This window comes from Nocardia sp. 348MFTsu5.1 (assembly GCF_000383535.1).
Taxonomy (GTDB): domain Bacteria; phylum Actinomycetota; class Actinomycetes; order Mycobacteriales; family Mycobacteriaceae; genus Williamsia; species Williamsia faeni.
In genome coordinates, this window is sequence record NZ_KB911524.1 from 111,744 (window position 1) to 124,844 (window position 13,101).

The 13,101-nt window shown below is 64.2% G+C and carries 15 protein-coding genes and 1 pseudogene; 6 read left to right on the forward strand and 10 right to left on the reverse strand.

Annotated features, from left to right (window positions below):
- The first annotated feature begins 73 nt into the window (after positions 1 to 73).
- Entirely contained in the window at positions 74 to 1,087 is a 1,014-nt protein-coding gene (locus H290_RS0123900; RefSeq protein WP_020109378.1) for a substrate-binding domain-containing protein, read from the forward strand.
- Between the two features lie 89 nt (positions 1,088 to 1,176).
- Complete coding sequence (locus H290_RS0123905) at positions 1,177 to 3,447, forward strand: molybdopterin-dependent oxidoreductase (protein WP_020109379.1); 2,271 nt, start codon at positions 1,177 to 1,179, stop codon at positions 3,445 to 3,447.
- Here H290_RS0123905 and H290_RS29605 read toward each other — a convergent pair.
- Positions 3,435 to 4,241 (reverse strand): LLM class F420-dependent oxidoreductase, encoded by an 807-nt coding sequence (locus H290_RS29605; protein WP_155977010.1) that lies wholly within the window; start codon positions 4,239 to 4,241, stop codon positions 3,435 to 3,437. The two genes, H290_RS0123905 and H290_RS29605, sit on opposite strands and share 13 nt — an antisense overlap.
- A 116-nt stretch (positions 4,242 to 4,357) precedes the next feature.
- Between H290_RS29605 and H290_RS0123915 the strand changes: the two genes are divergently transcribed.
- Together H290_RS0123915 and dtd are read left to right on the forward strand one after the other, a co-directional pair.
- Positions 4,358 to 5,011, forward strand: coding sequence for a hypothetical protein (locus tag H290_RS0123915; protein WP_020109381.1), 654 nt, complete (start codon positions 4,358 to 4,360; stop codon positions 5,009 to 5,011).
- A gap of 24 nt (positions 5,012 to 5,035) precedes the next feature.
- Complete coding sequence (dtd, locus tag H290_RS0123920; RefSeq protein WP_020109382.1) at positions 5,036 to 5,473, forward strand: D-aminoacyl-tRNA deacylase; 438 nt, start codon at positions 5,036 to 5,038, stop codon at positions 5,471 to 5,473.
- Between the two features lie 11 nt (positions 5,474 to 5,484).
- On the opposite strand, the gene map is transcribed toward dtd, so the two are convergent.
- The 9 genes from map to rpsH all read right to left on the reverse strand — a co-directional run bounded on the left by map (position 5,485) and on the right by rpsH (position 11,036).
- Complete coding sequence (map, locus tag H290_RS0123925) at positions 5,485 to 6,276, reverse strand: type I methionyl aminopeptidase (protein WP_020109383.1); 792 nt, start codon at positions 6,274 to 6,276, stop codon at positions 5,485 to 5,487.
- Positions 6,277 to 6,303: 27 nt separating this feature from the next.
- Positions 6,304 to 6,849 carry an adenylate kinase gene (locus tag H290_RS0123930; protein WP_020109384.1) on the reverse strand — a complete coding sequence of 182 codons (546 nt, stop codon included), beginning with the start codon at positions 6,847 to 6,849 and terminating at the stop codon, positions 6,304 to 6,306.
- On the reverse strand, positions 6,846 to 8,171 hold the full coding sequence (gene secY / locus H290_RS0123935; RefSeq protein ID WP_020109385.1) for a preprotein translocase subunit SecY: 1,326 nt from the start codon (positions 8,169 to 8,171) through the stop codon (positions 6,846 to 6,848). Before secY ends, H290_RS0123930 begins: the two co-directional genes overlap by 4 nt.
- 187 nt (positions 8,172 to 8,358) lie before the next feature.
- On the reverse strand, positions 8,359 to 8,799 hold the full coding sequence (gene rplO / locus H290_RS0123940) for a 50S ribosomal protein L15 (RefSeq protein WP_020109386.1): 441 nt from the start codon (positions 8,797 to 8,799) through the stop codon (positions 8,359 to 8,361).
- Between the two features lie 5 nt (positions 8,800 to 8,804).
- Complete coding sequence (rpmD, locus tag H290_RS0123945; protein ID WP_020109387.1) at positions 8,805 to 8,984, reverse strand: 50S ribosomal protein L30; 180 nt, start codon at positions 8,982 to 8,984, stop codon at positions 8,805 to 8,807.
- A gap of 1 nt (position 8,985) precedes the next feature.
- On the reverse strand, positions 8,986 to 9,645 hold the full coding sequence (gene rpsE, locus H290_RS0123950) for a 30S ribosomal protein S5 (RefSeq protein ID WP_020109388.1): 660 nt from the start codon (positions 9,643 to 9,645) through the stop codon (positions 8,986 to 8,988).
- Between the two features lie 37 nt (positions 9,646 to 9,682).
- Positions 9,683 to 10,087, reverse strand: coding sequence for a 50S ribosomal protein L18 (gene rplR, locus H290_RS0123955; RefSeq protein WP_020109389.1), 405 nt, complete (start codon positions 10,085 to 10,087; stop codon positions 9,683 to 9,685).
- A 1-nt stretch (position 10,088) separates the two neighbouring features.
- Positions 10,089 to 10,625 (reverse strand): 50S ribosomal protein L6, encoded by a 537-nt coding sequence (gene rplF, locus H290_RS0123960; RefSeq protein ID WP_020109390.1) that lies wholly within the window; start codon positions 10,623 to 10,625, stop codon positions 10,089 to 10,091.
- 12 nt (positions 10,626 to 10,637) lie between these two features.
- Positions 10,638 to 11,036 carry a 30S ribosomal protein S8 gene (gene rpsH, locus H290_RS0123965; protein ID WP_020109391.1) on the reverse strand — a complete coding sequence of 133 codons (399 nt, stop codon included), beginning with the start codon at positions 11,034 to 11,036 and terminating at the stop codon, positions 10,638 to 10,640.
- 368 nt (positions 11,037 to 11,404) lie between these two features.
- Between rpsH and H290_RS0123970 the strand changes: the two genes are divergently transcribed.
- Together H290_RS0123970 and H290_RS0123975 are read left to right on the forward strand one after the other, a co-directional pair.
- Positions 11,405 to 12,790 carry an AIM24 family protein gene (locus tag H290_RS0123970; protein WP_155977011.1) on the forward strand — a complete coding sequence of 462 codons (1,386 nt, stop codon included), beginning with the start codon at positions 11,405 to 11,407 and terminating at the stop codon, positions 12,788 to 12,790.
- Positions 12,791 to 12,905: 115 nt separating this feature from the next.
- Positions 12,906 to 13,101, forward strand: a pseudogene (locus H290_RS0123975) (hypothetical protein); the annotation flags it as partial.

Consider the following 13,101-nt stretch of genomic DNA (forward strand, 5'->3'; position numbering starts at 1 on the left):
ACCAGGTGACGGCGGGTCCATGTTGTCGGGTTCGGTCAATGGCAGTCTGAGGCACAGGAACGAAAGGCAAGCGATGGCGTCGGTGAGCATGCGCGATGTGGCGGCGAGCGCCGCCGTCTCGATCGGCACCGTGTCGAATGTCCTGAACTCCCCGGAGAAGGTTGCCCCCGCGACTGTCGAGCGGGTTCACAAGGCGATCGCCGAGCTCGGTTTCGTCCGCAATGACGCCGCCCGCCAGCTCAAGGCCGGCCGGTCGCGATGCGTCGGTCTGATTGTCCTGGATGTCGGCAACCCGTTCTTCACCGACCTCGCCCGGGCCGCCGAACGCCAGGCCGCCGACAACCATCTCACCCTGCTGCTGGGTACGTCCGACGACGACGTCGACCGCGAGCACACCTACCTCGACACATTCGACGAGCAACGGGTGTACGGCGTGCTGGTCTCACCGGTCGGCGACGACCTCAGCAGACTCGAAGCGTTGCAACAGCGCGGCACACCCGTGGTCCTGGTGGACCGCAACGGCGAAAACACCCCGTTTCCCTCGGTGTCGGTCGACGACGTCGCCGGCGGCGCCATGGCCTGCCGCCACCTCTGCGACACGGGCCGGCGGCGGATCGCCTTTGTCGGAGGTCCACTGGCAATCCGTCAGGTCGCGGACCGGCTGGAAGGGGCCCGCGAGACCATCGACCAGGTCCCCGGCGCCACGCTCGAGGTCGTCAAGACCCGGTCCCTGAGCGTCTTGGCCGGACGCGCCGCGGGTGAAGAGATCCGACGTCGGCCGGCTGCGGAGCGCCCGGATGCAGTGTTCTGCGCCAACGACCTGCTCGCCGTCGGCGTCCTGCAGGCTCTGACGATGGTCGGCGACGTCGCCGTACCCGGCGACATCGCGCTCATCGGCTACGACGACATCGACTTCGCCGAAGCCGCAGTGGTGCCGTTGTCGTCGATCAGCCAGCCGAGCCGCCAGCTCGGGTCCCGCGCCATCGACCTCCTGGTCGCCGAGGCCACCCGGACCTCGGACAACCCACCCCGTCACGTGCGTTTTCAGCCACGTCTGGTCGTTCGCGCGTCCACCGCCCCCGCCTGATCCCGACTCGCCAACACGTGGCATCAATCCACCCATACGTGAAACACTCGTAGTCAGATGTGAAACCGGATTCACCAGGGAGAGTGCTCATGGCGCAGGAGAAGACCACCTACTGCCGGATCTGCGAACCGCTGTGCGGGATGATTGCGACCGTCGAGGACGGCGAGCTGCTGTCACTGCGGCCCGACCCACACAATCCGCTGTCAAAGGGTTTCGCCTGCCCGAAGGGGATCGCCTTCACCGAGATCGTCAACGACCCCGACCGGGTCCTGCATCCACTCCGCAGGAACGCGCAGGGCGAGTTCGAGCAGGTCTCCTGGGAGACCGCGATGGGCGACATCACCCGCAGACTCGCCGCGATCCACCGCCGCGACGGGGCCTCGGCCGTCGGCTGGTATTTCGGCAATCCGGCGACGTTCTCCGCCGGACATGTCATGTGGGCGGCCATGTTCCTCAATCTGCTGGGAACACCGCACGTCTATTCGGCGGGCTCACAGGATGTGAACCAACGGTTCGCGGCCAGCCATTTCTTGTACGGCAACCCCGTCGCCGCCCCGATCCCCGACATCAACCGGGTTCAGTTCCTGGTCATCATCGGCGCCAATCCCGTTGTCTCCCACGGCAGTGTGATGAGTTCCCCGCGCATCCGGGAGGGCCTGACCGCCATCACCAAACGCGGCGGACGGGTCCTGGTGATCGACCCACGCCGCACCGAGACCGCTCGCGAATTCGACTGGCAGCCCATCGTGCCCGACACCGATGCACTGCTGCTGCTCTCGCTCCTGCACGTCATGTTCGACGAACAACTCGCAGATGAACGACGTCTCGATGCCCGCAGCACCGGGTTGGCGACGATCAAGGATGTGGCACAGAGGTATTCACCTGAGACCACCGCCGAGCGCACCGGTATCGACGCCGAGACGGTACGCGCCCTCGCGCGTGAACTGGTGTCCACCGAGCGGGCCGCGGTGTACGGCCGGGTGGGTACATCACTTGGCCGCACCGGCACGCTGACCACCGCACTCCTGGACATCGTGAACCTGGTGGCCGGCAACCTCGACGAGGTCGGTGGGTCGATGTTCGGCGACCTGGGCATCCCCGGACAGCGACTCGGCGTCACTGCACTGCAGCATGTTCCGAACTTTGCCTGGGCGGGCCGGCGGAGCCGGATCGGTAGCCTGCCGCAGATCATCGGAACCGCGCCGGCGTCGGTCATGGCCAAGGAGATGACCACGCCGGGACCCGGTCAACTCAAGGCGATGTTCATCAGTGCCGGCAATCCCGTGCTCTCGGTTCCCAACGGCGCGGAGTTGAGCGCGGCACTCGATGACGTGGAACTGTTTGTCTCACTGGACATCTACCAGAACGAGACCAACGCCAACGCCGACTACATCCTCCCGACAACGACGATGTACGAGCGGTCCGACTTCCTGCTGCCGTTCCAGGCTTTGTTCACCACACCGTTCAAACAGGCCACCGATGCGGTGATCCCGCCACGCGGCGAGGCCCGCGAGGAATGGGTGATCATCAACGAGTTGGTGGCGGCACTGGCCACCACCAGGGCACCGCTGGTCGGCGCCCTGCATCTGTGGAACCGGCTGGGCGAACGCATCGGCAAGCCCTGGACGCCGGATCGGCTGTCAGATCTGGTGATCCGGATCGGTGCCGGCGGAGATCGATTCGGCTTGCGGAAAGCGGGCCTCAACCTGCGCACGCTCACCACGAAGTTCCCGCACGGCAAGATCATCGCCGACCACCTCACACCCGGACAGCTTGGTGGCATCGTCACCCACCGCGGCCGCAAGATCCGATTGGACGCACCTGAGCTGATCGCGGAGCTCGAACGCCTCGACCCCACCGCCGACCCGGCATACCCGCTGCGGCTCATCGGTATGCGCGAGATCCGCTCAGAGAACAGCTGGCAGCACAACGCTCCAATGTTGCTCCGCGGCGGCCGCACCCACGCGGCCCGAATGCATCCGCTTGATGCCCAGGCCCGCGACATCGCCGAAGGTGAACTGATCAGCGTCCGTTCCCGGCACGGACAGATAGCCCTGCCCGTCATGGTCACCGACGACATCAAACCGGGAGTTGTTGCGATACCGCATGGTTGGGGTCACAACGGGACCGGAGGCTGGACTCAGGCCAACACCGCAGCGGAAAACGACCTGGGAACCGGTGGCGCGAATATCAATGCCCTGATCTCGTCGGACCCGAAAGACCTCGAACGACTTGCCGGCATGGCGAACATGACCGGTGTGCCGATCGAGGTCGAGGCCCTCGAGCAGTCCGTCCGCGCGCAAAGTGCCTCGCAGACGGAAGCTTTCGCCACCCGGTCGGACCGCGCTCAGATCAGCTGACTGAGAACCTCGACGATGTCGCCGTCGCCGAGCACCCGGATCGCGACGTGGTCGGCACCCTGGCCGAGGTGGGCGGCGAGCTGTACGCGGACAGCTGCCACACTGCCGTGTGCGACCAGCGCGTCGATCAACTCATCTGTGCCACCGTCGGCGATATCGGCGTCGGTGTAGCCCAAGCGCTTCAGGTTGTTGCTGTAATTCTGCAGATGCAGGTAGGGCTGGTCGACGAACGGGCGCCCCACCGACCGGGCCAGCTCCACGTCTTCGGTGAGCATTACGGTGTGCTCAGGGGCCAGGAACTTCCCCGGTCCGAGGATCTTTCGGGCGTACGCACTATGCGCCGCGGGGACGAGGTACGGGTGGGAGCCGAACGAACGATCCCGGGCCAGGCGCAACATACGGGGTCCGAGAGCCGCGATCACCCGACGATCGACAGGCACACCCCCGGCGTCGAGCCCATCGAGGTAGGTCACCAGGGAGTCGTAGGGGCTCTTGTATTCGTCGATCGCCTCTGGATGACTCACGCCGATGCCGAGCAGAAAGCGGCCGGGGAAGTCGTCTTCGAGCGCTCTGAACTCCTCTGCGATCTCGGCCGGATCGGTATTCCAGATGCTGGTGATCCCCGTGGCCAGACAGATCGAATCGGTCGCCTCGAGCAATTCACGTGCCGGACTCAGTGACGGAGGCGAACCTCCGAGCCAGATGGTGCCGTAGCCGAGCTTTTCGATCTGCTGCGCCTGCTCCGGCGAGATCATCGAAAGCACGTGCCCATACGCCATGCGTTCCAAAGTCATTCATCCATTCATGCAACCCCACGTCCCCGCCGGAGTTCTCGTTGGGGTCGTTCAACTGCTTTAATCTGCGCGCAGGGGTTTCAAATGCGTGGCCGACAGCCCGTAGTGTCGCGACCATGCGGACCGCCGTAGCCCTGGTTGTCATCCTGATCTCACTGCTCTGCGCGTGCTCCAAGCAGGATCCCGATTCCGACCGCTCGACGAAGGCGACCACTCCCGTGGCCACCACCGAGGTCCGCGCGATCAACCCGTTCGGACCCGATCGCGACGGCATGCTGGTCGAGGGATACACCACCCACGACGTCGCCACGCTTGCTCCGCTGAAGTGCTTCACGGACATCAGCGGCGGTTACCGCTGTTCCGACACCCCGGAAGGACTCAGATTCTGCTGGCAGGCCGCCGAGAACACCGCCGCATGTCTGGCCGACCCCCGCGATCGGGAATTGGGCACGATGGGTGCCACGTTCGTGATGATGTCCGACGTCAGTCCCTACATCCCGGCCGGGCTCGACCTCGCCGACGGCTCCCGGTGCACCCTGGGCCGCAACCCCATGGCCGTGGCGACCGGCGACGTGCGGTACGTACATGTCTACGGCTGCACTGGCGGACCGACGAAGGGCATCTACACCGAGCCCCTCCCCGGGATCGGCAATCCGGTCCGAGACGTCGTTGACACGTCAACCGCGCTGTGGACGGTGCAGGGTGGGGACGAGAGCGCACCCACCGGACCGGTCGAGGTCGTCGTCGCGTACCAACTCACCACTGATTGACCCACCACTGGTTGAATTGGCCGGGTGAAGGCACTCTTGCAACGCGTCACCTCGGCCTCCGTCAGCGTCGACGGTGTCGTCACGGGTGCACTGTCACTGACCGACGGCGCCCAGGGTCTGGTCGCGCTGATCGGGGTCACCCACGACGACACCGGGGCGCAGGCCGCCACGCTCGCCGAGAAGATCTGGCGCCTGCGCATTTTGGACGGCGAACGCTCGGCAGCCGACCTCGATGCGCCGATACTCGCGATCAGTCAGTTCACGCTGTACGCCAACACCGCAAAAGGCCGGCGTCCGTCGTGGAACGCGGCGGCGCCCGGACCCGTCGCGGAACCACTGGTCGAGAAGGTGGTTTCCGAATTGCGCGCGCTCGGTGCTCATGTGGAGACCGGCCGATTCGGCGCGAACATGCAGGTGGCGCTGGTCAACGACGGCCCGGTCACCATAGCTCTCGAGGTGTGACGCCGGAGAGACTACGGCCGGGTGGTGAGAATCCGTGGTCCGTCGCCGGTGACGACAACGGTGTGCTCCCAATGCGACGCCCGGGTGCCGTCGTCGGTGACCACGGTCCATTCGTCTTCGAGCACGGTGGTGTCGACCGTACCGAGCGTCAACATCGGCTCGATGGCCAGAGTCGACCCGATCACCAGAACCGGACCGCGGCCGGCCTTGCCCTCGTTGGCCAGGAACGGATCGAGGTGCATCTCGCGCCCGATGCCGTGGCCGCCGTAGCCGTCCACGATTCCGAACGAACGACCAAAGGTCTTCTCGGCAGCGCGGGTCGCGGTTTCGATCGCGTGGGAGATGTCGGTGAGCCGGCCACCGTCGACCATGGCGGCGATGCCGGCTTCGAGCGCCAGGCGCGTGGCGTTGTTCAAATCGTCATCGGCCTGCGACAAATCACCGACACCGAAGGTCCACGCCGAATCGCCGTGCCAGCCGTCAAGAATCGCACCGCAGTCGATCGAGACCAGGTCGTGCTCGGCAAGGACCACATCTTTCGACGGAATGCCATGCACGACAACATCATTCACCGAGCTGCAGATGGACCCCGTGAAGCCGTGGTAGCCCAGGAACGATGGGACTGCGCCGGCATCACGGATCACCGATTCGGCAATCGCGTCTAGTTCCAGAGTCGTGACGCCGGGCTTGGAAGCCTCGCGTACGGCAACCAGTGCCCGGCCGACAATCGCTCCGGCAGCCGCCATCGCGTCCACTTCACCGGTACTGCGGAACGGGACCGGTTTCGCTTTACGAAACCCCATGACCACCTACTGATTCGTTGAAGGGGGTCAGGCGCCCAGGGCGCGCAGCACTCGCTGGTGCACCTCGTTGACGTCGCCCATTGCGTCGATCGACTTGACTGCATCCGCATAGTAATCACGCAGCGGCGACGTCTCTTTTTCGTAGACGTGCATGCGGTTACGGATGACCTCTTCGGTGTCATCGGCGCGGCCACGGGCCAGCATCCGCTTGACGACCACGTCTTCGTCGACGCTGAACGACAGCACGGCGTCGAGTTTGGTGTCGAGACCCGCAAGGATCTCGGTCAACGCGTCGGCCTGCTCGGTCGAACGCGGGAACCCGTCGAGGATGAAGCCTTTGGCCGCATCCGGCTCTGCGACGCGTGCGCGCACCATGTCGACGGTGATCTGCGACGGCACCAGGTTGCCGGAGTCGAGGTACTTCTTCGCCTCGAGACCGATCGGCGTGCCCTGCGAGATGTTGGCGCGAAACAGATCGCCGGTCGAGATGTGTGGGATACCAACGCTCTCAGAGAGCAGTTCGGCTTGTGTACCCTTGCCGGCTCCGGGTGGGCCAAGAAACACCAGTCTCACTTGAGGAACCCTTCATACTTGCGCTGCATGAGCTGCGAATTGATCTGTTTGACGGTGTCCAAACCGACGCCGACCATAATCAGCACCGCGGTACCACCAAACGGAATGTTCTGAACACCACCCGAATTACCGATCTCGAGGAAGAGGTTCGGCAGGACGGCGATGATGCCCAAGTATATGGATCCGGGCAGTGTGATCCGGCTCAACACGTAGCCGAGGTAATCGGCGGTCGGCTGACCCGGACGGATGCCAGGGATGAATCCGCCGTACTTCTTCATCTCGTCTGCACGTTCCTGCGGGTTGAACGTGACAGCCACATAGAAGTAGGTGAAGAAGATGATCATCAGGAAGTAGACGAGGATGTAGACCGGGTTGCTCGGGTCCACCAGGTACGTCTGGATCGAACGCTGCCACCACGAAGCTTCTTCGGTCTGGCTCTGCGTCAGCTGCAGGATCAGGTTGGGCAGGTAGAGCAGCGACGACGCGAAGATCACGGGGATGACGCCGGCCTGGTTCACCTTCAACGGCAGGTACGTCGACGATCCGCCGTACATCTTCCGTCCGACCATGCGCTTGGCGTACTGCACCGGGATCCGGCGCTGGCCCTGCTCGACGAACACCACGCTGGCGATGATCGCGAGTGCTGCCAGCAACACCAGGCAGAACACGAGGGCACCGCGGGTGTCAAGGATCGTCTTGCCTTCGCCCGGGATTCGGGCGGCGATACCGGCGAAAATCATCAGCGACATGCCGTTGCCGATACCCCGCTCGGTGATCAGCTCACCGAACCACATCACCACACAGGCGCCGGCCGTCATGACCAGCACGATGATGAACAGCGAGAAGAACGCCTGATCGCGCAGGATCGCATCGCTGTTCGAACAGCCCTGTAGCAAGTTGCCTCGCGCTGCGAGCGCAACGATGCCGGTCGATTGGAGTAACGCCAGCGCGACCGTGAGGTAGCGCGTGTACTGCGTCATCTTGGCCTGACCGGACTGGCCTTCCTTGCGCAACTGCTCGAAGCGCGGGATGACCACGGTCAACAGCTGCACGATGATGCTCGCCGTGATGTACGGCATGATGCCGATCGCGAACACGGACAGCTGGAGCAGAGCTCCACCGGAGAACATGTTGATCAGGGAGTAGATACCCGCGGAATCTCCACGCGAGACCTCATCGAGGCAGGTCTGGACCTCTTGGTAGTCGACACCGGGCGACGGGACCGTCGCACCGAGACGATAAAGGACGATGATTCCCAGAGTGAAGAGAATCTTCCGCCTCAGGTCGGGTGTCCTGAAGGCCGATATGACGGCGGAACGCACTAACTCCTCCTGGGCAAAGTCGCTCCGGCAGCAGCGTTGCACCGGGCTACGAACAACTCTTGAACTCTAACAGTCACCGGTTCGGGGATCCGATCGGCAACCACTGAAGTGACGAACGGCGCGGAAATGATGTCCGCGCCGTCCGCCACTGTAGCGAGTTCGGGTGATTGATGGACTGCGGCTGCCTTTACAGGACAGTCGTCGTACCGCCGGCAGCAGCGATCTTCTCGCTGGCCGACGACGAGAACTTGTTGGCGCTGACCTGTACGGCCACCGTCAATTCGCCCTCTCCGAGCACCTTCACCAGTTCGTTCTTACGAACCGCACCCTTGGCGACCAACTCTTCGACACCGATGGTGCCCCCTTCGGGGAACAAACGGGCGATGTCGCCGAGGTTGACAACCTGGTACTCGACCCGGTTGCGGTTCTTGAAGCCCTTGAGCTTCGGCAGCCGCATGTGGATGGGCATCTGCCCACCCTCGAAGCCGGCCGGCACGTTCTTGCGTGCCTTGGTGCCCTTGGTGCCGCGACCCGCGGTCTTACCCTTGGAGCCCTCGCCACGACCCACGCGGGTCTTCTCTGTCTTCGACCCCGGAGCGGGGCGAAGATGATGCAATTTGATTGTCATTGTGACTAAACCTCTTCGACGGTCACGAGGTGCCGAACCGCTTTGATCAAGCCACGGTTCTGCGAGTTGTCCTCGCGGGTGACGGTCTGGCGGATCTTTCGGAGACCGAGGGTCCGCAGGCTGTCACGCTGATTGCTCTTGGTACCGATGGTGCTCTTCACCTGGGTGATCTTCAGCTCGGCCATATCAGACTCCCTGTCCTGCTCGGGCGCGCAACATACCGGCCGGTGCGACGTCCTCGATGGGCAGACCGCGACGAGCGGCAACCTCTTCGGGGCGCTGCAGCATCTTGAGTGCTGCAACGGTCGCGTGGACCACGTTGATGGCGTTGTCCGAACCGAGGCTCTTGCCGAGGATGTCATGGACACCCGCGCACTCGAGCACGGCACGCACCGCGCCACCGGCGATAACACCGGTACCGGGGCTGGCCGGACGCAGCATCACGACACCGGCAGCGGCTTCGCCCTGCACGGGGTGAGTGATGGTCGCGCCGATCATCGGGACGCGGAAGAAGCTCTTACGAGCCTCCTCGACACCCTTCTGAATTGCGGCCGGAACCTCTTTGGCCTTGCCGTAGCCGACGCCGACCAGTCCGTTGCCGTCACCGACGACAACAAGAGCGGTGAAGGAGAACCGACGTCCACCCTTGACCACCTTCGAGACGCGGTTGATGGCAACCACGCGCTCGAGCTGATTCTTGTCCTCACGGCCGCCACCGCGCTGGTTGTCGCGCCGATCGCGGTTGCCGCCGCCACCGCGACGGTCACCTGAGTTGTTGCTGTTGGGGTCGTTAGCCCCGGCGGGTCCGCTTCCGGTACCGCCATCACGCCGCTGACGTCCCGGCATCAGATGGTCCTTCCATTACAAATCGTTGTGGTCGACATCAGAACTCGAGCCCTCCCTCACGGGCGGCGTCCGCCAATGCGGCGATACGGCCGTGGTAGCCGTGGCCACCATGGTCGAACACCACGGTCTGCACACCGGCAGCCTTGGCGCGGGCGGCGATCAGTTCGCCGACCTTCTTGCTCTGTGCCGACTTGTCGCCACCGGTCGCGCGGACATCGGCCTCGATGGTCGAGGCTGCGGCCACGGTGTTACCGGCGAGATCGTCGACCAGCTGCACGTGGATGTGACGCGAGCTGCGCTTGACCACGAGACGGGGACGCTCGGGGGTGCCGCTGATCTTCTTGCGCAGCCGGAAGTGCCGGCGTGCGTTCGAGACCCGACGACGGGTCGATGCGTCCTTACCGAGAGGCAGACGCTTGGGCTTTACTGTTGCTTCACTCATGTCACTTACCCGTCTTTCCGACCTTGCGACGGATCTGCTCACCCTCGAAGCGAACGCCCTTGCCCTTGTACGGGTCCGGACGGCGCAGGCGGCGGATGTTCGCCGAGATCTGTCCGACTTGTTGCTTGTCGATTCCCGTTACCGAGAATTTGGTGGGCGATTCCACCGCGAAGGTGATCCCTGCAGGAGCCTTGATCGGCACCGGGTGGCTGTATCCGAGCGCGAACTCGAGATCGCTGCCCTTCAGTGCGACACGGTAACCAACACCGAAGATCTCCAACTTGCGGGTGTAACCCTCGGTGACTCCGACGACCAGGTTCTGGACGAGGGTGCGGCTCAGGCCGTGCAGTGCACGGTTGCGGCGCTCGTCGTTGGGGCGAGTGACCACAACGGTCTTCTCGTCAACGGCGACATTGATCGGCTCAGAGATCGTGACCGAGAGTTCGCCCTTGGGGCCCTTCACGGTGACGAGCTGTCCGTCGATCTTCACGTCTACTCCGGCCGGAATTGCGACCGGGTTCTTTCCAATACGCGACATTAGTTTCGCCCCTTACCAGACGTACGCGAGGACTTCGCCGCCCACGCCCTGGTTGGCAGCTTGGCGATCGGTCAGGAGACCTGAGGACGTGGAGATGATGGCCACGCCCAGGCCGCCGAGGACCTTTGGCAGATTGGTGGACTTGGCGTACACCCGCAGACCCGGCTTGGAGACGCGGCGCAGGCCGGCGATGCTCCGCTCGCGGGTGGGGCCGTACTTCAGCGAGACAACGAGGCTCTTGCCGACTTCGGCATCCTCGGTGCGGTAATCGGTGATGTAGCCCTCGCGCTTGAGGATCTCGGCGATGTTGGCCTTGATCTTCGAATGCGGCAGGGTCACCTCATCGTGGTACGCCGAGTTGGCGTTACGCAGACGAGTCAAGAAGTCTGCGATCGGATCAGTCATGGTCATAACAGACCGTCAACCTTTCTCGCAGCGGTTCCCATACAGCACGCGCGCACCGGTTCCCCCGAATGCCTGGGCATTCTCGGGCCTTCTACGTCACGTCGTGGGCCTACTACGAAGTGAGTTCTGTCCTGACCGACCGTTGCCGGTCAGGGGTGGTGCTCCCCCGAATGCACAGGTGCACTCAGGAGTTTTCAAAGCTCGTAAGGCCAAGAAAATTCTCAGCTACCCGGGCATTTCGAACCGACCGAAGGCACGGCTCTGCCGAGGCAACTGTGCCAGTGTAAGGAACGCAGCTGCTCAGGCCAAATTGTCGCCTCACCAACCGACGGTTCTCGCCCGAAACGAGTCCGGCTGCAACAATGGACCGGGCCATGAGAGAACTAGCTCCCGGAGAAAATACTCCACTGCCCTCGCCGCTGATCAGCGTCTCCGTCACCTGCGCGTCCCCGGTCAACACGTCCGCGGTGTTGCTGACACCGGCCGGCCGGGTCCGCTCGGATGACGATCTGATCTTCTACAACCAGGCCTTCGGTCCGGGTGTCGCCTACAGCAGCGACGCCCGCAGTGACATCATCACGATCGACACCTCCCGCGTCCCCGCCGGTATCGAGACGATCGCGATCACCGCCAGCCTCGACGGCACCGGCCCCACCACCTTTGCCACCGCCGGGACATTGCGCGCCGAACTGCGCGACGGATCGGGCCGGCCGACGGTGGCATTCACCCCCGGCCGGCTGACCTCGGAATCGGCACTGGTCTGCATGGAGGTCTACCGCCGCGGCGACGCCTGGAAGGTACGCGCCGTCGGACAGGGTTACGACGACGGATTAGCCGGTCTGGCAACAGCTTTCGGCATCCAGGTCGACGACGATCCAGGCACCACACCCCCGACCCCGGACCCCATGCCATGGCCACCGGCCGGGCAGAGCGCGCCACCCGCACCGCCTCCTCAACCGGCCTACACCCAGACATCCGCCCAGACCCCGCCCCCAGCACAGCCCCAGCATCAGGGAGTTCCCGCCATGAACAGTGACCTATTCGCACCGGCCCATGCCGAGGTGACCGGCAGCGGTATCCAGAAGCAGGGCAGCAAGATGTGCCGTGTCGGCATGAACGGCGAGATCATGGCACGCACCGGGTCGATGGTCGCCTACCAGGGAAATCTCCACTTCGAGGCGCAGGGCTCGGGAGGTATCAGCCGTGCCATCCGGAACACCCTCACCGGCGAAGGCGTGCCGTTGATGAAGGTGACCGGTCAAGGCGACCTGTTCCTCGCCGACGCGGCCAGCGACGTCCACCTCATCGACCTCGACGGCTCCGACGGTCTCACCATCAACGGCGCCAACGTCCTGGCCTTCGACTCGACGCTGACCTACGACGTCAAACGCGTCCAGGGCGCCGGCGCGCAGAGCAACGCCGGGCTGTTCAACTGCGTCTTCACCGGCCGCGGCCGCATCGCGATCACCACCGACGGCAATCCGGTGGTCCTGACCGTCGACCAGCAGACCTTCGCCGACCCCAACGCGGCGGTCGCGTGGTCGTCGAGCCTGCAGACCAGCATCAAGCGCAACGATTCGTTCAACCTCGGAACCCTGATGGGTCGCAGCACCGGCGAACGCTTCACCCTCGCCTTCAGCGGCCAGGGCTTTGTGGTGGTCCAGCCCTCCGAACTCCCGCCGGGTGGATTCATCGGCGGCACCGGCGGCGGCAGCCAATCCGGCGTCTCCGGCGGCCTCGGCGGCCTCCTCGGGCGGTAGGCGCCCGCTCACTCGTAAATCCACCGGTTCCAGTCAAAACCACACGTTGCACCCTCCCTGCCACCCTGGTTGTAAGACACCAGGAGTGGTAAGGGTGGTGGGGATGGAGTGTGCAATGGATTTGTTGAATACCCCGATCGATGTGCCGATAGGGAGGTCAGCGAAGGGTTATCGTTCGTTCCCGGTCGCGTTCCGGATTGAGTTCCTGCAACGCTGGGACCTAGCGGTGCAGCGCGGCGCCAAGACCCGGTTGATGCGTGAATACAGCCTGACCCGGGCGACCGTGCGAGAGTGGTTACAGGCCCGCGAGT